The 19,502-nt window shown below is 65.6% G+C and carries 21 protein-coding genes; 13 read left to right on the top strand and 8 right to left on the bottom strand.

What is annotated here, in order from left to right; all coding sequences use genetic code 11:
* The first annotated feature begins 22 nt into the window (after positions 1–22).
* Positions 23–1,327, top strand: a complete 1,305-nt coding sequence (paaK, locus tag M1D44_RS01100) for a phenylacetate--CoA ligase PaaK (protein WP_112183533.1) — start codon at positions 23–25, stop codon at positions 1,325–1,327.
* A gap of 9 nt (positions 1,328–1,336) precedes the next feature.
* Here the strand turns inward: paaK and mltA are convergent, their stop codons facing one another.
* Complete coding sequence (gene mltA / locus M1D44_RS01095) at positions 1,337–2,491, bottom strand: murein transglycosylase A (RefSeq protein ID WP_316684593.1); 1,155 nt, start codon at positions 2,489–2,491, stop codon at positions 1,337–1,339.
* 74 nt (positions 2,492–2,565) lie between these two features.
* On the opposite strand from mltA, the gene M1D44_RS01090 reads away from it, so the two are divergent.
* Positions 2,566–2,799, top strand: coding sequence for a hypothetical protein (locus tag M1D44_RS01090; RefSeq protein WP_024977768.1), 234 nt, complete (start codon positions 2,566–2,568; stop codon positions 2,797–2,799).
* A gap of 7 nt (positions 2,800–2,806) precedes the next feature.
* On the opposite strand, the gene apaG is transcribed toward M1D44_RS01090, so the two are convergent.
* Positions 2,807–3,181, bottom strand: a complete 375-nt coding sequence (gene apaG, locus M1D44_RS01085; RefSeq protein WP_024977769.1) for a Co2+/Mg2+ efflux protein ApaG — start codon at positions 3,179–3,181, stop codon at positions 2,807–2,809.
* A 131-nt stretch (positions 3,182–3,312) separates the two neighbouring features.
* Between apaG and rpe the strand changes: the two genes are divergently transcribed.
* The 9 genes from rpe to M1D44_RS01040 all read left to right on the top strand — a co-directional run bounded on the left by rpe (position 3,313) and on the right by M1D44_RS01040 (position 11,024).
* Entirely contained in the window at positions 3,313–4,038 is a 726-nt protein-coding gene (gene rpe, locus M1D44_RS01080; protein WP_024977770.1) for a ribulose-phosphate 3-epimerase, read from the top strand.
* Positions 4,035–4,766 (top strand): phosphoglycolate phosphatase, encoded by a 732-nt coding sequence (locus M1D44_RS01075; RefSeq protein ID WP_316854374.1) that lies wholly within the window; start codon positions 4,035–4,037, stop codon positions 4,764–4,766. Before rpe ends, M1D44_RS01075 begins: the two co-directional genes overlap by 4 nt.
* 401 nt (positions 4,767–5,167) lie before the next feature.
* Entirely contained in the window at positions 5,168–6,700 is a 1,533-nt protein-coding gene (trpE, locus tag M1D44_RS01070) for an anthranilate synthase component I (protein ID WP_024977772.1), read from the top strand.
* A gap of 16 nt (positions 6,701–6,716) precedes the next feature.
* Positions 6,717–7,286, top strand: coding sequence for an aminodeoxychorismate/anthranilate synthase component II (locus tag M1D44_RS01065; RefSeq protein WP_024977773.1), 570 nt, complete (start codon positions 6,717–6,719; stop codon positions 7,284–7,286).
* Positions 7,283–7,717, top strand: coding sequence for a lysozyme inhibitor LprI family protein (locus M1D44_RS01060; protein WP_428984243.1), 435 nt, complete (start codon positions 7,283–7,285; stop codon positions 7,715–7,717). Before M1D44_RS01065 ends, M1D44_RS01060 begins: the two co-directional genes overlap by 4 nt.
* Before the next feature lie 13 nt (positions 7,718–7,730).
* A complete protein-coding gene (gene trpD, locus M1D44_RS01055) occupies positions 7,731–8,768 on the top strand; it encodes an anthranilate phosphoribosyltransferase (protein ID WP_024977775.1) in 1,038 nt (345 codons plus the stop codon).
* Between the two features lies 1 nt (position 8,769).
* Complete coding sequence (gene trpC / locus M1D44_RS01050; protein WP_316684589.1) at positions 8,770–9,573, top strand: indole-3-glycerol phosphate synthase TrpC; 804 nt, start codon at positions 8,770–8,772, stop codon at positions 9,571–9,573.
* A 3-nt stretch (positions 9,574–9,576) separates the two neighbouring features.
* Entirely contained in the window at positions 9,577–10,236 is a 660-nt protein-coding gene (locus M1D44_RS01045; RefSeq protein WP_316854373.1) for a CYTH domain-containing protein, read from the top strand.
* Positions 10,233–11,024 (top strand): uracil-DNA glycosylase, encoded by a 792-nt coding sequence (locus M1D44_RS01040; RefSeq protein WP_316854372.1) that lies wholly within the window; start codon positions 10,233–10,235, stop codon positions 11,022–11,024. Before M1D44_RS01045 ends, M1D44_RS01040 begins: the two co-directional genes overlap by 4 nt.
* Positions 11,025–11,036: 12 nt before the next feature.
* On the opposite strand, the gene M1D44_RS01035 is transcribed toward M1D44_RS01040, so the two are convergent.
* From M1D44_RS01035 to M1D44_RS01010, 6 genes are all read right to left on the bottom strand, one after another.
* On the bottom strand, positions 11,037–13,253 hold the full coding sequence (locus M1D44_RS01035; RefSeq protein WP_112183518.1) for an FUSC family protein: 2,217 nt from the start codon (positions 13,251–13,253) through the stop codon (positions 11,037–11,039).
* Between the two features lie 18 nt (positions 13,254–13,271).
* Positions 13,272–15,128: a M61 family metallopeptidase gene (locus M1D44_RS01030; protein ID WP_316854379.1), complete on the bottom strand. Its 1,857-nt coding sequence runs from the start codon at positions 15,126–15,128 to the stop codon at positions 13,272–13,274.
* Between the two features lie 67 nt (positions 15,129–15,195).
* Complete coding sequence (acuI, locus tag M1D44_RS01025; RefSeq protein WP_316684587.1) at positions 15,196–16,212, bottom strand: acrylyl-CoA reductase (NADPH); 1,017 nt, start codon at positions 16,210–16,212, stop codon at positions 15,196–15,198.
* A gap of 78 nt (positions 16,213–16,290) precedes the next feature.
* Complete coding sequence (locus tag M1D44_RS01020) at positions 16,291–17,037, bottom strand: DsbC family protein (RefSeq protein ID WP_024977782.1); 747 nt, start codon at positions 17,035–17,037, stop codon at positions 16,291–16,293.
* Positions 17,038–17,083: 46 nt separating this feature from the next.
* Entirely contained in the window at positions 17,084–18,379 is a 1,296-nt protein-coding gene (locus M1D44_RS01015; RefSeq protein ID WP_316684586.1) for a UbiH/UbiF family hydroxylase, read from the bottom strand.
* Between the two features lie 140 nt (positions 18,380–18,519).
* Positions 18,520–18,876, bottom strand: coding sequence for a hypothetical protein (locus M1D44_RS01010; RefSeq protein WP_316684598.1), 357 nt, complete (start codon positions 18,874–18,876; stop codon positions 18,520–18,522).
* Between M1D44_RS01010 and M1D44_RS01005 the strand changes: the two genes are divergently transcribed.
* Together M1D44_RS01005 and M1D44_RS01000 are read left to right on the top strand one after the other, a co-directional pair.
* A complete protein-coding gene (locus M1D44_RS01005) occupies positions 18,821–19,135 on the top strand; it encodes a hypothetical protein (RefSeq protein ID WP_316854378.1) in 315 nt (104 codons plus the stop codon). The two genes, M1D44_RS01010 and M1D44_RS01005, sit on opposite strands and share 56 nt — an antisense overlap.
* A gap of 10 nt (positions 19,136–19,145) precedes the next feature.
* Entirely contained in the window at positions 19,146–19,484 is a 339-nt protein-coding gene (locus M1D44_RS01000; RefSeq protein WP_024977785.1) for a hypothetical protein, read from the top strand.
* Positions 19,485–19,502 lie beyond the last annotated feature (18 nt).

Below are 19,502 nucleotides of genomic sequence, written 5' to 3'. Positions count from 1 at the left end.
ACGGCATCCCGAGGAGACCCGCATGCGCCCCCGCTCGACCGACCTGCCGCTCGATCCAATCGAGACCGCCAGCCGTGACGCCATCCAGGCGTTGCAGCTTGAACGCCTGAAGCGCAGCTTGGCGCACGCGTATGAGAACGTGCCGGCCTACCGGGCCAAATTCGACGCGGCGGGCGTGCATCCGTCGGATTTGCGGTCGCTTGCCGATCTGGCGAGGTTTCCATTCACGACCAAGGCGGATTTGCGCGACAACTATCCGTTCGGCATGTTTGCGGTGCCACAGGATCGGATTGCGCGTATCCACGCGTCGTCGGGCACGACGGGCAAACCCACGGTCGTCGGCTACACGCTGGCGGATATCGATACGTGGGCCGGGTTGGTGGCGCGCTCGATTCGGGCGGCGGGAGCACGGCGCGGCGACAAGGTCCACGTGAGCTACGGCTACGGGCTTTTCACCGGCGGCTTAGGCGCGCATTACGGCGTGGAGCGCGCTGGGCTGACGGCCATCCCATTCGGTGGGGGGCAGACCGAGCGGCAAGTGCAGTTGATCGTCGATTTTCAGCCGCAGATCATCATGGTCACGCCCAGCTATATGCTGGCAATTGCTGACGAGTTCGAGCGGCAAGGCATGGACCCGGCCACGTCCAGCCTGCAGATCGGCATCTTCGGTGCCGAGCCATGGACGCCCGAGATGCGCAGCGCCATCGAAGCGCGCATGGGGCTTTCAGCGGTCGATATCTATGGCCTATCGGAAGTGATGGGGCCAGGCGTGGCCAGCGAATGCGCCGAGACCAAGGACGGCCCAACCATCTGGGAAGACCACTTTTATCCGGAGATCATCGATCCGGACACGGGCGAGGTGCTGCCTGACGGCGAGTTCGGCGAACTGGTGTTCACCTCGCTGACCAAGGAAGCGATGCCCGTGGTGCGCTATCGCACCCGCGATCTGACGCGTCTATTGCCGGGCACGGCGCGTCCGGGCTTCCGTCGCATGGAGAAAATCACCGGCCGCTGCGACGACATGATGATCGTGCGCGGCGTGAACGTGTTCCCCTCGCAGATCGAGGAATTGATCCTGAAGCACGCGGCGCTGTCCCCGCACTATCAATGCGTGCTCGGCAAGGAAGGACCGCTGGATACGCTGACGGTGCGGATCGAGGCGGCGCTGGGTGCGCCGGCTGACGCAGCCCAATCGGCGGGCCGCCAACTGGCGCACGACATCAAATCGTTGATTGGCGTGACAGCGGCGATCGAGACGTTGGCCAGCGGCGGGATCGAGCGCTCGGTCGGCAAGGCGCGCCGCGTGGTGGACTTGCGACGGGGTTAGTCCCTCTCTTTAGCGGGCGGCGACGCCGACGCTGCCACCCTTCGGCACGAGCACCCAAAGGCGGCCCGCCTGCTTCATGCGCCCGGCCAGGTCGCCCGCGGCATCGCCATGGCCGAAGTAGTAATCGGCACGGACGGCGCCGCGAATGGCTGAACCCACGTCCTGCGCAAAAACGAGTTTCTGGATGGGATCGGTCGACAGCGGCTTGGTGGTCGACAGAAACACCGGGGAGCCCAGCGGAATGTAAGTCGGATCTACTGCAATCGAACGCTCGTCGGTGAGTGGCACGCCGAGCTTGCCGATCGGGCCGCCCGTGTTGCCCGGCGTCTCTGCAAAGAACACGTAGCGCGGGTTGATGTTGAGCATCTCCTCGACGCGGCCCGGATTGGCGCGTGCCCAGGCCTTGATTCCCTGCATGGTCGCCTGCACCGGTGTGATTTCACCCATGTCGAGCAGCCAACGCGCGAACGAGCGGAACGGCTGGTTGTTGGTCCCGCCCACGCCAAGGCGCATGATGCCGCCCTCTTCCAACTGAACCTGGCCCGAACCCTGGATCTGCAGGAACGCTGCTTCGACCGGGTCGTCCACCCAGACAATCTCTTGACCCTGGAGCGCCGGACTGCGGATCAATTGCGCGCGGGCCGGCAGGGTCTTGCCGCGCCACGCAGCGGGCATGCGGTACAGCGGCGTCTGATAGGCCCCGTGGCGGGTGCGCGAGCCGCGCAGCAGCGGTTCGTAGTAGCCGGTGATGAGGCCACTGTCGGTGCCGTCGTCCTTCACGACCCGATACGGCGTGAAGTTGTCTTCAAAGAAAACGCGCATGGCAATCGGATCGCCGGCATCCACCATCAGGCCGGCCGTGCACACACGCGACCAATCGGCGCGACGCTTCATTGCCTGGCAGTTCGATTGCAGTGCGGGCCAGGCGGAGGCGAGGTCATCGACAGTCCAGCCGGACACATCAGCCCAGGTGGCGGGAGCCAGATGGCCGCCGAGCGTGCCGGTGGGCGCCTGCGGCGCTTCGACGCGCGGCGGCGGCCCGCTCGTGCAAGCTGCCAGCATTGCGGCGACCAGTGCCGCGGCCAGGGAACCCATCCGCGCAGCCCATCGGCGGTGCAGGGAGTTGCCGGCTCGTGTCAATGCGTCCAAGGTTGCTGCTGTCATGCGTGTTCCATCCTGTCCGGTGCGGCCCCGGGCTTGGCTACAATGCCTCGCACCCGAGCTTCCCGCCGTCGACCATGAGCGAATTCTTTGAAAACCATCCGATGATGCTGTTCGGCCTGGAGGCCGGCGTGGCGCTGTTCCTGCTGATCTTCATCGTGATCTGGACGATGTCGGGCGCCAAGAAGCATCCGCGCCCACTGCGTGCGCCGCCCGAACACCCGTCGCGCCATAGCGATGCCGCCAAGCCTTCGGAATCGACCGCCGCCGCCCCGAAAGATTCGCAAGCGGCCAAATCCGACGCGCCCTGATTCCCGATCAGTGCAGCATGCGCGGCATCACCAGCGCAAATTCGGGGATGGGCGCCTCGAAGCGGTGACCGTCTTCAGCCACGCAGAAGTATTCTCCGCGCATCGTGCCCACGGGTGTCTTGATGGTCGCCCAGCTCGTGTATTCGAAAGACTCGCCCGGCGGCAGCAGCGGCTGGTGGCCAACCACGCCCAGGCCGTTCACTTCCTGCACCTGCTCGTCGGCGTCGGTGATCACCCAGTGGCGGGAAATGAGCTGGCTCGGCACGTCACCGGTGTTGCGGATGGTGATGGTGTAGGCGAAGGCGTAGCTGCCCTGTTCCGGCTCGGATTGCTCCGGCAGATAGCGCGTCCGGACCTGGACGGTGAATTCGTAGCTCGGCATGTCGATCCACAATCAGAATTGGCGCCCATTGTGCGGCATGGCTGTGGCAGCGGCAAGGCGCTGGCAGACGGCCGATCCGGCTAAAATGGCGGCCTCCTTTGCGCATCTGCGCGCCTTATCCGTCTCCCATCATGTCCGCAGCCATCGATCCGTCCGGTTTCCGCATTGCCCCGTCCATCCTGTCCGCCGACTTCGCCCGCCTTGGCGAAGAAGTGCGCCGCGTGCTCGAATCGGGCGCCGACTGGATCCATTTCGACGTGATGGACAACCACTACGTGCCGAACCTGACCGTCGGGCCGCTGGTCTGCGAGGCAATTCGCCCGCACGCGCAAAAGGACGGCAAGCCGGTGCCGATCGACGTGCACCTGATGGTCAGCCCGGTCGATCGCATCATCCCGGACTTTGCCAAGGCCGGCGCTGACCTGATCACGTTTCACCCGGAAGCTTCGGAGCACATCGACCGTTCGCTGGCGCTGATCCGCGACAACGGCTGCAAGGCTGGCCTGGTCTTCAACCCGGCCACGCCGCTGCACTATCTGGATCATGTGATGGATCGCCTGGACATGGTGCTCATCATGTCGGTCAACCCGGGCTTTGGCGGCCAATCGTTCATTCCGGAAGCGCTGAACAAGCTGCGCACCGTTCGTCAGAAGCTCGACGCATACCAAGACAAGACCGGCCGCAAGATCCTGCTTGAGATTGACGGTGGCGTGAAGGCAGACAACATCGCCGAGATTGCCAAAGCCGGCGCCGACACCTTCGTCGCGGGTTCGGCGGTGTTCGGCAAGCCGGATGCAGATGGCGGCTACCGTGGCACCGTGGGTGCGCTGCGCCAAGCGCTGGCCCCCCTGGCATGACGACGGGCGTGCTACCCGCCGGCGCTGTTCGCGCTGTCATCATCGACCTGGACGGGACGATGGTGGACACCGCGGGCGACTTCCACGCCGCCATCAATGCGATGTTGGAGGCGCTTGGCGCCACGCCGGACATGCCGACCGAGGAAGTCGTCGGCTACGTCGGCAAGGGCTCGGAAAACCTCGTGCGGCGCGTGCTCGATGCGCGCTTGCCACCGGCTCAGGCCAACAGCCGCTTTGCGGAAGGGCTAGAGGCGTACCAGCGCGCCTACATCGCCATCAATGGTCAACACGTGAACGTCTATGAAGGCGTGCGCGAAGGGCTGGCTGCACTGCGCGACATGGGCATCGCTCTCGCGTGCGTGACGAACAAGCCACACGATTTCACGCAGCCGCTTCTGGCGCAGCTCGGTCTGAACACGTATTTCGACCTCGTCTACCCGGGTGACGCCTTCCAGTATCGCAAGCCCGATCCGTACCCCATGCTGCGGGTGGCGGAGGCGTTTGGCGTGACCCCGACTGAAATCGTGGCCATTGGTGACTCGGAAAACGACGCTCGCGCGGCCCGCGCGGCCGGCATGCGCGTGCTGGCGGTGCCGTATGGCTACAACCACGGCCAGCCTATACAGCACGCAGGAGCCGATGCTATAGTCGACACACTTTTTGCGGCAGCTGAGTTGATCCGGCCCTATGCAGAGCCACACAATACCGTCTCTGCCGCTTCCAACTGACGATCCATGTTCCTGAATCGCAAACGCGTCGACGCTGGTGGTGACCGGGGGGCCTGGCCCTGGCGGCCCTGGCACGCCCTCGTCCGGGCGTAAGCGTTTGCACGGCTGCTGATCGTTCTTCCTCGGTTTCGGCACTCTGGCGCGTCACGAGCGCGCCGCCCAAACCACCCCCGCATCTCCTGCCCCAAACGCTGACCGCCCGCCGGTCTTCCGCTGGCCCGCTTTCGGCTGCGGACGACCCTTGCAGGATCGCACGGTCGCTTTTACGACGTTCGCGCGTTCCCATCCCTGATGTTCTGCTAACGTTCCGACGGCATCATTGACGCTCTTGCGTTTGCCGTGGAGCGAACGCATGCCGGTGGGTGCGCAACCGCCCGCCTGGCGAATCGACCTGACCGCTCATGACCGAACTCGAATTCAAATCGCTGGCCGACCAGGGCTACAACCGCATTCCGCTGATTGCCGAGGCTCTGGCCGACCTGGAGACGCCGCTGTCGCTGTATCTGAAGCTGGCGCAATCACACGACCGCGGTACGCATACGTTCCTGCTGGAATCGGTGGTGGGCGGCGAGCGCTTTGGGCGTTACTCCTTCATCGGCCTGCACGCGCACACGCTGCTGCGCGTCAAGGGCAACCACACCGAGGTGGTGACCGACGGCAAGGTGGTGGAAACGCACGACGGCAATCCGCTGGACTTCATCGCCGCGTTCGAGCGCCGCCAGAAAGTGGCGCTGCGCCCGGGCCTACCCCGCTTCTGCGGCGGCCTGGCTGGTTATTTCGGCTACGACGCCGTGCGCTTCATCGAGCCGCGCCTGGCCGAAACCGCCCCGCCCGATGATCTGCAATTGCCCGACATCCAGCTCATGCTGTGCGAAGAGCTGGCCGTGATCGACAACCTGTCGGGCAAGCTCTACCTCATCGTCTACGCCGATCCGTCCAAGCCCGAGGCCTATTCACGCGCCAAGCAGCGCCTGCGCGCGTTGCGCACGAAGCTGCACCAGCCGGTGGATGTGCCGGTGACGTCGCCGTCGGTGCGCACCGACACCATTCGCGAGTTCGACAAGGCCGACTACATCACCGCCGTGCTCAAGGCCAAGGAATACATCGCCGCCGGCGACATGATGCAGGTGCAGATCGGCCAACGCCTGGTCAAGCCGTTCCGCGACGCACCGCTGTCGCTGTACCGCGCGCTGCGCTCGCTGAACCCGTCGCCGTACATGTACTTCTACAACTTCGGCGACATGCAGATCGTCGGGGCATCGCCGGAGATCCTGGTGCGCCAGGAAGAACGTCGTGTGCCGGCTGCTGAAAACAACGGCAACGGCGCCGACGAATCCGCCCGCATCGTCACCATCCGCCCGCTGGCCGGCACGCGCCCGCGCGGCAGCACGCCCGAGCGCGATGCGGAACTCGCCACCGAGCTCCTCAACGACCCGAAGGAAATCGCCGAGCACGTCATGCTGATCGACCTGGCGCGCAACGACATCGGCCGCATTGCCGAAATCGGCTCCGTCAAGGTGACGGACCAGATGGTCATCGAGAAGTATTCGCACGTGCAGCACATCGTCAGTTCCGTCGAGGGCCGCCTGAAGCCCGGCATGACCAACATGGACGTGCTGCGCGCGACCTTCCCGGCCGGCACACTCTCGGGTGCACCCAAAGTGCGGGCGATGGAGATCATCGACGAGCTGGAGCCGGTCAAGCGCGGCATCTACGGCGGCGCGGTGGGCTATCTCTCGTTCTCGGGTGAGATGGATCTGGCTATCGCCATTCGCACCGGCATCATCAAGGACGGCAATCTCTACGTGCAGGCCGCCGCCGGCGTGGTGGCCGATTCGGACCCGGATGCCGAATGGAGGGAAACCGAACACAAGGCGCGCGCCGTGCTGCGTGCCGCCGAGCAAGTGCAAGACGGCCTCGACGCCGATTTCTGAGGTCAAGGAGAACACCATGCTGCTGATGCTCGACAACTACGACTCCTTTACCTACAACATCGTCCAGTACTTTGGCGAACTCGGCCAGGACGTGCGCACGTTCCGCAACGACGAGATCACGATCGAAGAGATCGAAAAGCTGAACCCCGAGCGCATCTGCCTGTCGCCCGGCCCGTGCACGCCGACGGAAGCCGGCATCCTGGTTCCAGCCCTCAAGCACTTTGCAGGGCGCGTGCCCATCCTGGGCGTATGCCTGGGGCACCAGGCCATCGCAGATGCGTTTGGCGGACGAGTCATCCGCGCACAGAAGGTGATGCACGGCAAGGTCAGCACCATCGAAAACACCGGCGTGGGCGTGTTCGCCAACCTACCGAGGCATTTCAAGGTGACGCGCTATCACTCGCTGGCGATCGAGCGCGAAACGCTGCCGGACTGCCTGGAAATCACCGCCTGGACGGAAGACGGTGAAATCATGGGCGTGCGCCACAAGACGCTGCCCGTCGAAGGTGTGCAATTCCACCCGGAATCGATCCTGTCTGAACACGGCCATGCACTGCTTGGCAATTTCCTGAAGGAACGCGTCTGATGCGCCGCGCGTGCGCGGTCGTGGCCGCATTGATGGCAAGCCTGCCGGCAATGGCCAGTACGCTGGAAGCCTGCCGCGCGGCCCAGTCTGAAGCCGGCGGCGTCGCTCAATGCGTGCAAGGCGCACGCAAGGCAGCGCTGGCCGAACTGGCGACCGCGGAGTCCGCCCGCCGCAACGACCTGCGCGCACGCATGAACCTGCGCGGCGGCATTGATCGGGGCGCCGCCATGGCCTTTGACCGCACCGTGCGCGCACACCAACTCTATCGACAGGCCGAATGCGACCTGGAACGCCGCTTGGCTCGCAACACGCCCGATGCCGACCTGGCCGAAGCCGCGTGCGAGGCCGACCTGTCGCGTGAGCGCATCGGCGCCTTGCGCGACGTCGCACAGCCGGCCACCCCGGCTGCGGCTCCGGCAGCGCCCAACTGAATACGGAACGATCATGTCCATCACCCCGCAAGAAGCGCTCGTTCGCTGTATCGAGCACCGCGAAATCTTCCACGACGAGATGCTGCATCTGATGCGGCTCATCATGCGCGGCGAGATGTCGCCAGTCATGGCGGCCGCCCTCACCATGGGGCTGCGCGTCAAAAAAGAGACCATCGGCGAAATCGCGGCCGCTGCCACCGTCATGCGCGAATTCGCCACCAAGGTCGATGTGCCCGCTGAGGTGTCCGATCACTTCGTCGACATCGTCGGCACGGGCGGCGACGGCGCCAACACTTTCAACATCTCGACCGCCTCGATGTTCGTGGCGGCGGCGGCTGGCGCACGCATCGCCAAGCATGGCGGGCGCGGCGTCAGCTCCAAGTCCGGCAGCGCCGATGTGCTCGAAGCGCTGGGCGTCAACATCATGCTCACGCCCGAGCAGGTGGCCGAATCGATCGAGACGGCAGGCATCGGTTTCATGTTTGCGCCCAATCACCACCCCGCCATGAAGAACGTCGCCCCCATCCGCAAGGAACTGGGCGTGCGCACGATCTTCAACATCCTCGGGCCTCTGACCAACCCGGCCGGCGCGCCGAACATCCTGATGGGCGTGTTCCACCCGGATTTGGTCGGCATTCAGGTGCGTGTGATGCAGCGCCTGGGCGCGAAACACGCCGTGGTCGTCTACGGCAAGGACGGCATGGACGAGGTATCGCTGGGTGCCGCCACGCTCGTCGGGGAACTCAAGGACGGCGTGGTGACCGAATACGAAATCCATCCCGAGGACTACGGCATGCAGATGGTCTCCAACCGCAGCCTGAAAGTGGCCGATGCGGAGGAGTCCAAAGCCATGCTGATCGACGCGCTGGAAAACAAGCCCGGCACCCCGCGCGAAATCGTGTCGCTCAACGCGGGTGCAGCGCTGTACGCAGCCAACATCGCCGGCTCGATCGGCGATGGCATGAAGCTGGCGCGCGAGGCGATCGCCTCGGGCGCAGCGCGTGCCAAGCTCGACGAGCTCGTGCGCGTCACCAACCAGTTCAAAGCCTGATATGTCCGACATCCTGCAGAAAATCCTGGCCGTGAAGGCCGAAGAAGTGGCCGCCGCGCGCAAGCACCGTGACCTCACGAGTGTGCGCGCAGAGGCCGAGGCCAACCGCACGGACAGCGCCCTCGGCCCCCGCGGCTTTGCCAAGGCGATGCGCGAGAAGATCGCCGCCGGCCACGCCGCCGTCATCGCCGAGGTGAAAAAGGCGTCACCGTCCAAGGGCGTACTGCGCCCGGACTTCCAGCCCGCCGACATCGCCCGCAGCTATGCCGAGCACGGCGCCGCCTGCCTGTCGGTGCTGACCGACGAGCAATTCTTCCAGGGCCACGCCGACTATCTGCGCGAAGCCCGCGCCGCCTGCGCGCTGCCCGCACTGCGCAAGGACTTCCTGGTCGATCTGTACCAGGTGTACGAGGCGCGCTCGTGGGGCGCAGATTGCATCCTGCTGATCGTTGCTGCGCTGGATCAGGGCCTGATGGTCGAACTCGAAGCGTGCGCGCTCGAACTCGGCCTGGACGTGCTGGTGGAAGTGCACGACGGCCATGAGCTGGACCGCGCGCTGCGCCTGCAAACGCCGCTGGTGGGCGTGAACAACCGCAACCTGCGCACGTTCGAAACCTCGCTCGACACCACGCTCGACCTGCTCAAGCACATGCCGGACGATCGCATCGTCGTGACGGAATCCGGCATCCTCACGCCGGACGACGTGCGCAAGATGCGCGCCGCCGCCGTCAACGCGTTCCTCGTCGGCGAAGCCTTCATGCGCGCCGAAGACCCGGGCGCCGAACTCGCCCGCCTGTTTGCCTGATCGATGGCCCGCGAGATTGAACTGAAGCTGGCCGTATCGGCCGGCGCGCACGACACCCTGGTCGGGTGGCTGGACGCCCATGCGCAGGCGGCCGGCTCGGTGGAATTGGGAAACGTCTACTACGACACGGCCGACCAGGCGCTGGCACGCAACCGTGCCGCGCTGCGCGTGCGCCGTCAGGGCAGCCAATGGCTGCAAACGCTGAAGACCGCAGCAGTGAGTACGTCCGGTTTGAGCGCCCGCCACGAATGGGAGGTGCCGCTACAGAACGATGCGCTGTCCGTCGATGCCTTCGTCGCCAACAACGCCGCTGAGGCTGCTGATTATGTTCGGCCACACGCGGCTGCGCTCGCCCCGCTGTTCCGCACCGATTTCACGCGCCGCCTGTGGCATGTGCGTGCCGAGGGCGGCGAGATCGAGATTGCACTGGACGCCGGCGCCATCCTCATCCCCGGCACGCAAGCACGCGAGCCGATCGACGAACTCGAACTGGAGTGGAAGCCGACAGCCGGCAGCGCGCTCAGCGAAGACGCAATTGCCGAGCGACTACGTGCCTGGACCGAGACGCTGCACGCCGCTGTGACCGGACTCATGCCGCTGGACATCAGCAAGGCGCAACGCGGCTACCAGTTGCGCGCAAAAACCATCGGAGGCCAAGCGTGACGCGACGCGCCGATCCGGCGCAAGCCGCCCTCTTCGACGAACCCGCAGCAGACACGACCGCCGTGAGTTTCACCCCGCTGGCCCAGCAGTTCGACGCCCTGCCCGCCGATTGGAAGGCGCTCCTCACGCCTTGCATCGCGCAGACCAACTGGCCAGAGTTGTGCGCCTTTGTTGATGGCGAGCGGGCGGCGGGCAAGCCGATTTTTCCGACGGATGTCTTCCGCGCGTTGCACCTGACATCGGTGGACGATGTGCGCGTCGTCATCCTCGGTCAGGATCCGTATCACGGCACGGGCACCGTCGATGGCCGCGAGATTCCGCAGGCGCATGGACTGGCGTTTTCGGTGCCGGCCGGCGTGCGCGTGCCGCCGAGCCTGCGCAACATCTACAAGGAAATCGAAGCCGAATTCGGCGGGAAGCTTCCCAACACTTCGGGCAACCTGGAGGGCTGGTCACGGCAAGGTGTGCTGTTGCTCAACACCGTCCTCACCGTTGAACAAGGCCAAGCCGCCAGCCACGCCAAGCGCGGCTGGGAACGCATCACCGATTGCCTGCTGGAGCAGCTCGCGCGCGTCGGCCACAAGCGCGTGTTCATGCTGTGGGGCAGCCACGCGCAAGCCAAGCGCGCGCTGCTGTCGGACGGGCATCTGGTACTGGAGGCGCCGCACCCGTCGCCGCTATCAGCGCATCGCGGGTTTCTGGGGTGCGGGCATTTCAAGACGGCCAATGATTGGCTAGCGGCGCAAGACCAGCCAGCAATTGATTGGTTGAAGCCGCAGGTGGACTGAGGTGCGGGCCGTCTAATCCCTCGACGCCCGCAGTGCCCGCCCCAGCGCTCCACAACGCAGCGCGATCTTGGCCGTGTCGGCCCGCAGCGCCTGCAGGCGCCGCTCCAGCAAGTGCATCGCCGATAGCGAATCCGATTCTGCTGCCGCATCAACCATGCGGGAACGGGCGGATTTATCGGCGAAATCCGCAGCGCCCAATTCTTGCGTATCGCGCGGACGCACGCCCCAACCGCCTTCATGCACAGCCTGGTCGAAACGCTCCTTGGCGCGCGCCAGGCTTTCGAGCGCGGCCTCTGCCGTTTGCTCGACCAGCGCGCGGGTGTCGGCCTCGTCCAGTTCCTGCGCGCGCTGACGCATCAAGATGCGCACCGCCGCCACATGGGCGGCCACCAGGTAGTTCTGAACGATGAAGCGGTTCAGGTTGTCGACGGCGCGGTGGCGGCTCTTGGGCTCGTCCAGCATGCGCGCAAAGGCTGAGATCAGCCCCGTGAGCGATTCCATGTACTGCTTGCGCTGCACACGATAGGCAAAGTCATCCTTGAGCGTGCCGAGCAGCAGCTCGCGCGCGGCTTCAATAAAGCGCCGGTTGGTGCGCAGCACGTCGTCCACCAGCTTGGGCAGGTTGCGATATTCCCAGGCTGGCAGCACATAGCTGAAGGCGGTGGCGATGGCGGCCCCGATCAGCGTATCGACCAGCCGTTCACCAATGGCGCCCTTGCTGCCCGGCAGCAGCAGGTTGATCTGGATAAGCACCTGCACGCACGCCGCAATGGCCGTGTAGCGGTAGCGCACGGTGACGAACGCCGCGCTGGCCGCTGTCGACAGGTACAGCACGCCCATCAGGATCCACGTCGAATGGGTGAAGCGCAGAATCACGGCCGCGATCACGCAGCCGATGAGCGTGCCGAGCACACGATCGAAATTGCGCTGGCGCGTCATGCTAAACGTCGGCTTGAGGATCACGACAATGGTCAGCAACACCCAGTAGCCGTGCGACGCATAAGGCAGGTGGTCGGCAATCCACAACCCGGCGGCCACCGCCATCGAGATGCGCAGCGCAAAGCGCAACACCGGAGACCGCCACGTCAGTTCTTCCAGCACCAGCCGCAGTTCGTATTTCTGGCGTGTGAGGAACGGCGTCATGTCCGGGCGCAGCAGCACCTGCGACGGTTCGACCTGCGTGTCGGTGGCGGCATGCAACTGCGCCATCAGGCGGATCGCGCCGCGCACCGTGGCCACCGATTCCTCCAGCGCAGCGATGGCTTCGATGGGCACACCATGGTGGTTTCGCTGTAGATCAAGCAGCGCAGCCTCGATGGCGGCCATCTCGTAGTCGTACGACATCGGCGTGGGCGATGGCCGATCACGCCCGACGGCATAGGCGACGCCTTCGATGTCCAGGCGCATGCGCTCGATCAGCTCGCGCAGCAGACGCAGCACCTCGGCATCGGCCAGCCATTGGCGCAGCACGGTGTAATCGGTGTTGGACGACAGCAGGTACTCATAAATGTCGAGCATCCGCATGTGGATCTGCACGAGGCGCCCGTCGCTGGAGGTACGGTTATCGCGGAAGACAAAATCGCGTGCCACCTGCTGCTTGTCGGCCACCGAAATCTGCTGGCGCACGAGCGCATTGAACTGCTCGTCGAAATCCTTGGATGCGTCGTAAAAGCCGGCTTTGCATTCCACGTACACGGCCAGTTCGTACAGGCATTCGGCCAGCACCTGCTCTTTGATGCGCCGCCGCTGGCCCCATGCCACCGCCATCGCAAAGGCCATGTAGCCGATGGCGCCGAGGAAGAACTGCAGGGTGTGTTCCACCGCTTCGCGGAAAGCGAATTCTTCGGTAAAGGTGAGCGTCATGACGAACAGCGCCGCAAACTGCAGCGGCATCGTCTTGTTGCCGTACGCCACCATGAGCCCCGCCAGGAAGCTCACCACCACGATCACCACCGGCAGGATCGCGTACGGCGTCACCACCGCCACGAGAAAGGTGACGGCGGTCGTCAGCAGCACGCACGCCATCATCTCGTTGAACTTGTGCCGCAGCGGGCTGGGCAAATCCATGAGGCTCGTGCACAGCGCGCCGATCGACACCACCATCGCGCCCTGCAAGTCCATCACCAGCAGTGCGAGCAGCGTCAGGCCGATCACGCCCGTGGCAGTGCGGATGCCGCGCGAGACGTAATGGCTGTAGAGAAAGGTGCGTGGATCGTGGACGTAATCCATCGGAGCAGGCGGCGCGCGTCAGGCCGACTTGCCGCGCGCCACCTTGCGCGCTGCCGCCCGCTTGCCCAGCCACGCCGAACGCAGCGGCGAAGGCTCGGTGGCCAGCGCCAGCGTGAACTGCGGCGTGGTATCGGCGGCGAGCGTCACGTTCAGCGTCATCAGTTCGTCGCGGCGGAACACGTGTACCGGCACGGTATCGCCGGCGCGATGGCGCGTGAGCGTCTTGTCGAGCTGGCCCGCCGGCACACGCAGGCCGTCCACTGCAACGATCAGATCGCCGGCGGACAAACCACCGCGCTGCGCCGGGCTGCCGTCGAAGACCTGCTGCAGCTTGACGAAGCCGTTCTCGGCGGCGGTCTTGACGCCCAGCGCGAGCGCCGTATCGGCGGCCTTGCGCGTGGCGCTCACGCCCATCGCCTTGAAGAGCGCGGGCAGCGGCGGGTCCTCACGGCCTTCGCTCAACTGGCGCACCAGCGTGCGCAGGCGTACACCGGTGGTTTCTTCCATCAGGCTGATCAGTCCGGCTTCGGTCACGCCGCGCTGCGTGTGACCGGCGGCATAGAAATCGCGGCCGTACGTCACCCACAGGGCGCGCATCACGTCGTCGAGCGAACGTTCGCCGTGGGTCTGCGTGCGGATCGTGAGGTCGAGCGCCAGCGCCACCAGGGAGCCCTTGGTGTAGTAGCTGACGATGGCGTTGGGTGCGTTTTCGTCCTGGCGGTAGTACTTCGTCCACGCATCGAACGAGCTTTCGGCCACGCTCTGCTTCAGGCGGCCGCTGCCGCGCAGCACGCCATTCCACGTCTTGCCGAGCATCTCCAGATACTGCGCTTCAGAGATCAGGCCCGAGCGCACCAGCATCAGGTCGTCGTAGTAGCTGGTGAACCCTTCAAACAGCCACAGCAGCGGTGTGTGGACCTCGCGGTCGAGCGCGTATGGCACGAAGGTGGCCGGCTTGATGCGCTTGACGTTCCAGGTGTGGAAATACTCGTGGCTGACAAGGCCAAGGAAGGTGCGATAGCCCTCGGTGGTCTCATCGCGGCCGGTCACGGGCAGGTCGTTGCGCGCGCACATCAATGCGGTGCTGGCGCGATGTTCCAGGCCGCCGTAGCCGTCGGTGGTAACCATCGTCATGAAGACGTAGCGGCGGTTGCTGTCGAGGAACGGCGCCGTAGCGGTGTGCGGCTCGAACAGGCGGATCTGCGCTTCGCAGATGCGCTTGAAGTCGCGGGCAATGCGTTCCAGATCGAGATTCGGCACGCGGCCGGTAAAGACGGCGTCGTGCTGCGCGCCGCAGGCCTCGAACGACACCAGCTCGAACGTGCCCATCTCGACCGGGTGGTCGATCAGTTCGTCGTAGTCCGCCGCTTCGTACCAGCCGAAGCCGTAGCGCTTGGCGCCAGCCTTGCCCTGGACGCGGCCAGTGGCCTCGCGCAGCGCGGTGGCCACGCGCCAGCCCCGGTAGCCGTCTCCGGCGGGCGGCTGGATATCGACCAGGCAACGCTGGTCATCCGCGCCTTCCACACGCAGGAATACCGACGTGCCGTTGAAGAAGCCGTGCGTGGCGTCCAGATGCGCGGCGCGCACTGACAAGTCCCACGCATAGACGTCGTATGAAACCGTCAGCGGCCCGCTGCACGGGGCGGCCCACCACGTGTGCTTGTCAACCTTGGTCAGGCGCACCGGCCTGTCAGCCGACGATGCCTCGATCCGCACGATGTTGCGTGCGAACTCGCGGATCATGTAGCTGCCCGGAATCCACGCCGGCAGCGAAAAGCGCTGGCCTTGGCTGTCAGGCGCGTCAACCGTGACGGTGACGGTGAAAACGTGCGCCTCGGGCGCGGCGGGGGCGATGGTGTAGCGGATCGGCTTCATGGCGGACATTGTAGCGTTGCCGTCCCATGCTGCCGAAGGCAAATCGTCCGCAAACCGGCCTGCCAGCCTATCGGTTGACGTCGACCACGACGCGCCCACGCATCTTGCCGGCCATGATGTCGTGTGCAGCGTCAATGGCCTCCGAGAGCGACACTTCGCGCGTGATGGCAGCCAGGCGATCGGGCAGCAGATCGGCGGCCAGGCGCTGCCACGCGGTCTGGCGCAACGCACGCGGTGCCATCACGCTGTCGATCCCGTACAGCGTTACGCCGCGGAGGATGAACGGCGCGACGGTCGCCGGAAAATCCATTCCCTGCGCAAGCCCGCACGCCGTGACGACACCGCCGTAGCGCACTTGTGCGCACGCGTTGACCAGCGTGTGCGAGCCTACCGAATCGACCACCGCGGCCCAGCGCTCCTTCTGCAGTGGCTTGCCAGGGGCGGAAAGCTCGGCGCGGTCGATCACTTCTGCTGCACCCAGCGCCTGCAGGAAATCGGCCTCGCTCGTCTTGCCGGTGGACGCCACCACGCGGTAACCCAGTTTGCCGAGCAGCGCGATGGCGATCGAGCCCACGCCGCCCGACGCGCCGGTCACCAGCACCTCGCCGTCGCCCGGTTTCACGCCGGCGCGCTCCAGCGCCAGCACGGACAGCATCGCCGTGTAGCCTGCCGTGCCGATCGCCATGGCCTGCCGCGCATCAAGCCCCGCCGGCAATGCCACCAGCCAATCGCCGGAAAGCCGCGCCCGCTGCGCAAGGCAACCCCAGTGCGCCTCGCCGACGCCCCAGCCGTTGAGCACGACCGAATCGCCCGTCCTCCAGTCCGGGTGCGAGGAATCGAGCACCACTCCCGCGCCGTCGATACCGGCCACCATTGGCCATTTGCGCACGACGGGGCCCTTACCGGTGATGGCCAGGCCGTCCTTGTAATTGATGGTCGACCAGTCCACGCGAATCAGCACGTCGCCAGCGGTCACGTCGTTGGCAAGCGCTTCGGGCGTGGACAACGCCGCGTCATCGAGGTCGACGATGTGGGCCAGCGGCCCGCCATCCTGCTTTTCCAGCATCAGCGCGCGAAACGACATGCCAAGTCTCCGAGGGTGAGGTGAATGCAAGCGCCCAAAGAAAAAGCGCCGGATCTACCGGCGCTTCCTTCGTGCGAATTAAGACTTCTTGAGCGCGGCGAACTTGCGCTCCAGCGTGGCCGCATCGATCAGGCCAGGGGCACGGGTGCCATCCGGGAAGATGATGGCCGGCGTGCCGGTCACGTTGAGCTGCTGGCCAAGCTTCAGGTTGGCTTCGAGCGGTGTGTCGCAGGTACCGGCGCCGCCCGGGGCGGTCTTGGCGGTCATCCAGTCGCGCCAGGCCTTGGCGCGGTCAGCCGAACACCAGATCTGCTTGGCCTTGGTGTTCGAGTCTTCCGACAGGATCGGGAACAGGAAGGTGTAGACCGTGATGTTGTCGACCTGCGTGAGCATCTGCTCCAGCTTGTGGCAGTAAGGGCAGTTCGGATCGGAGAACACGGCGATCTTGCGTGCGCCGTTGCCCTTGACCCATTTCACAGCGCGGTCCAGCGGCAAGTCGGACCACTTCACGCGATTCAGCTCAGCCAGGTGCTCTTGCGTGAGGTTGGTAGCGGTCTGCGTATCAAGCAGGTCGCCGTTGAGCACGTAGCGGCCGGTGGCGTCGCTGTAGACGACCTGGCTGCCGAGGTTGATTTCGTACAGGCCAGCCAGCGGCGACTTGGTGACGCTTTTGATCTCCACGTTCGGGCCCAGGGCCTTCTGTACCGTGGCCTTGACCTTGTCCAATGCGGGCTCGGCAGCACCGGCGCTCAACACATAGCCCGCGCCAATGGCTGCCACGGCCACCGCAGAGGCGATGGCCGCCACCCGAATACGAAACGACATAACGACTCCTGGAACCCCGAAAAACCACAAACCCACTGAGACTGTCTCAGCCGAGTGCGTGCTTGATCAACAAGCGTTTGATAAATGGTGTCATACCCACCATGCGCATCCCCGCGTTGCGTACCGTACGGGGCAGCGCGCCCGGCAGGGCGAACAGTTTGTGCAGACCATCGGTGGCGGCCGTGAGCGAAAGCAGGTCTTCGCGGCGGGCGCGCTCGTAACGGCGCAGCAACCTCAGATCGCCATGATCGCGCATGGTTTCACGTTCCGCCATCACCCGGCCAATTTCGGACACATCCCTAAGCCCGAGGTTCATGCCCTGCCCGGCCAGCGGATGAATCACATGGGCTGCATCGCCCACCAGCGCCACACGCGGCGCGACCGCCCGGCTGGCGTGTTGCAGCACGAGCGGGAAGCCCTGCGCAGGCGTGATGTTCGATAGGCGTCCAAAGCGTGCGGCGATGGCGCCACCGGCCGCGGCTTCCACGGCGCGGCACAGCGCCTCCGGCGACAGCGCGAGCAGCTCGCGGGCGTGGTCTTCGCTGGCGGACCACACCATCGACACGCGCCGATCTGGCAACGGCAGCATCGCGAGGATCTCGCCGCGCAACGGGGCGGTGTCATCCGCCGCGGCGGCCTGCTCGGCGGATGCACCGAGGAACCATTGCCACGCGGTGTCCTGATGCCAGCGCTCGGCCTGGAAGTTGGCGACCACGCCAAGCTGCCGATACGGCTTCGCTTCAGCCTGGATGCCGGCCTGCTGGCGCACCCACGAATTCTTGCCGTCGGCGCCGATCACGCATTCCGCGCGGATCGTCTGCCCGTCGGCCAGCGTCAGCCGCACGGCATCGGCTTCCATTTCGAAGCCGGTGGCGGCGTGCGGGAAGGTCTGCACCGTGTGGGCGAAGCGCAGTGCGGTTTCCAGTGCGCGCTCGACCAGCGACGATTCAGCAATCCACGCCAGTTGCGGCGTGCCGGCTGCGTAGGCGGAAAAATGCAGGTCGGGGTGGGCGTGCTCGCCGCGTGCGGCAGCGTCGTCGCCGAAGATCCGCATGTCGTGCACAGGCTGCACGCGCGTCATGTCGAGCGCCGGCCAGATGCGCAACTGCTCCAGCAGCGCCTGGGAGCTGGACGAGAACGCGTAGACACGCGCATCCCAGGCATCCGGCCCCGACGGTGCGGAGGCTGGCGCGGGCGGCGCGATATGCGCAATGCGCAAGCCGATCTGCGCCAGCCGCAGCGCACAGGCGCGCCCGACGATGCCGCCGCCCACCACGGCCAAGTGGTAAGGCGCTGCCTCTTTGGGCGCAGCCTTGGAAGAGGAAAACGCGGGTGTATTCATGGTGCGCCGATTATAGCGGCGGGGGGTGTTCCAGCCTTGTGGCCGCGCAAAAGTGTCACGGCCGACACTTTGCGCCGTGGCATCCCGGCTCGGTGTTTACGCGCACCACCGGTCTGGCAAGACGTTCGCATCACCCCCGCCTATTGCAGCGTACCGCGCATATTCATCGGCTTGATATGGCGTTTGCGCCGCATATGTGCCAAACACGTCGCCTGCACACAAACCCGCAATGTGATGCCGTTTTCACCTTGGATCGACCCCTCAAGCCATCCATCGGGATGGACGATAAAAGCCGGGTAATTCGACGTTTTGACGGGCGCGGCCGGCCGATACAGTGCGGGTCCGATCCACGCATTCCTCATCGCCATGTGGACTTTTTCCGAACGCTCCGCCGCATCGCTGAGGCTGGCCGCGCTGCTGGCACTGGCCGGCTGCGCGCAAATGCCTGCCCAGACGCCGCCCCCGGTGGCCCGCACCGCGCCCACGGGCGAAGTCATGACCTTCGCCATCCCGCCCGATGCACTGGGCGCGCATGACCCGCAACTGACCGCCGTGCTGACCAAGGCCGGCGCGTTGGCCGCAGCGCAGAAACGCCCGGCGACGATCCAGGTAGCCGCGCTGGCGCAGGATTTCCGTTATCTGAACCAGGCGCTGTGGAACGGCGTGCCCGCGCAGCGCGCCGGCTACGTCCGCCTGGAAAACCTGACCGTCAGCGCCAGCCAGCCCTACAGCGTGACGATCCGCACGCAGGATTAAGAGGACCGTCATGCGTATGCACCATCTGCTTTTCCCGCTCACCGTTGGCCTGTTGGCGATACCGGCCGCATCGACCCTTGCCGCACCGCCCGACGCATTGATGCCGGCGACGGCCGCAGCGCCCGACCGCGTCTATCCGCCCCTGCCCTCGCTGGCGATGCTACCGCCCGGCGGCGGTGCCGAAATCGAAGCCGCGCCCGCCGTACACACGCGCGGCGGCAAGCGCAAGGTTGTGACCACGCAGTGGCGCAAGGCGACCGAGCCGGTGCCGCGCATGGTGGTGTCGGAGGCATCGCATACGTATCTGGCCGGTATCGAGCGGCAGCTTGAAGTGGCCCTGCAGAAGTAACCAACGATCGCCGTCGGA

The sequence above is a fragment of the Ralstonia sp. SA306 genome (assembly GCF_054792405.1).
Note: the sequence above shows the minus strand (reverse complement) of the source record. Positions and strands in the feature narration are given on the sequence as shown.

What these genes read in the sequence shown, in the direction of transcription:
- paaK (WP_112183533.1), top strand. Translation starts at nt 23, where the DNA reads ATGCGCCCCCGCTCGACCGACCTGCCGCTCGATCCAATCGAGACCGCC.
- mltA (WP_316684593.1), bottom strand. Translation starts at nt 2,491, where the DNA reads ATGACAGCAGCAACCTTGGACGCATTGACACGAGCCGGCAACTCCCTG.
- M1D44_RS01090 (WP_024977768.1), top strand. Translation starts at nt 2,566, where the DNA reads ATGAGCGAATTCTTTGAAAACCATCCGATGATGCTGTTCGGCCTGGAG.
- apaG (WP_024977769.1), bottom strand. Translation starts at nt 3,181, where the DNA reads ATGCCGAGCTACGAATTCACCGTCCAGGTCCGGACGCGCTATCTGCCG.
- rpe (WP_024977770.1), top strand. Translation starts at nt 3,313, where the DNA reads ATGTCCGCAGCCATCGATCCGTCCGGTTTCCGCATTGCCCCGTCCATC.
- M1D44_RS01075 (WP_316854374.1), top strand. Translation starts at nt 4,035, where the DNA reads ATGACGACGGGCGTGCTACCCGCCGGCGCTGTTCGCGCTGTCATCATC.
- trpE (WP_024977772.1), top strand. Translation starts at nt 5,168, where the DNA reads ATGACCGAACTCGAATTCAAATCGCTGGCCGACCAGGGCTACAACCGC.
- M1D44_RS01065 (WP_024977773.1), top strand. Translation starts at nt 6,717, where the DNA reads ATGCTGCTGATGCTCGACAACTACGACTCCTTTACCTACAACATCGTC.
- trpD (WP_024977775.1), top strand. Translation starts at nt 7,731, where the DNA reads ATGTCCATCACCCCGCAAGAAGCGCTCGTTCGCTGTATCGAGCACCGC.
- trpC (WP_316684589.1), top strand. Translation starts at nt 8,770, where the DNA reads ATGTCCGACATCCTGCAGAAAATCCTGGCCGTGAAGGCCGAAGAAGTG.
- M1D44_RS01045 (WP_316854373.1), top strand. Translation starts at nt 9,577, where the DNA reads ATGGCCCGCGAGATTGAACTGAAGCTGGCCGTATCGGCCGGCGCGCAC.
- M1D44_RS01035 (WP_112183518.1), bottom strand. Translation starts at nt 13,253, where the DNA reads ATGGATTACGTCCACGATCCACGCACCTTTCTCTACAGCCATTACGTC.
- M1D44_RS01030 (WP_316854379.1), bottom strand. Translation starts at nt 15,128, where the DNA reads ATGAAGCCGATCCGCTACACCATCGCCCCCGCCGCGCCCGAGGCGCAC.
- acuI (WP_316684587.1), bottom strand. Translation starts at nt 16,212, where the DNA reads ATGTCGTTTCGCGCGCTGATGCTGGAAAAGCAGGATGGCGGGCCGCTG.
- M1D44_RS01020 (WP_024977782.1), bottom strand. Translation starts at nt 17,037, where the DNA reads ATGTCGTTTCGTATTCGGGTGGCGGCCATCGCCTCTGCGGTGGCCGTG.
- M1D44_RS01015 (WP_316684586.1), bottom strand. Translation starts at nt 18,379, where the DNA reads ATGAATACACCCGCGTTTTCCTCTTCCAAGGCTGCGCCCAAAGAGGCA.
- M1D44_RS01005 (WP_316854378.1), top strand. Translation starts at nt 18,821, where the DNA reads ATGCCTGCCCAGACGCCGCCCCCGGTGGCCCGCACCGCGCCCACGGGC.
- M1D44_RS01010 (WP_316684598.1), bottom strand. Translation starts at nt 18,876, where the DNA reads ATGACTTCGCCCGTGGGCGCGGTGCGGGCCACCGGGGGCGGCGTCTGG.
- M1D44_RS01000 (WP_024977785.1), top strand. Translation starts at nt 19,146, where the DNA reads ATGCGTATGCACCATCTGCTTTTCCCGCTCACCGTTGGCCTGTTGGCG.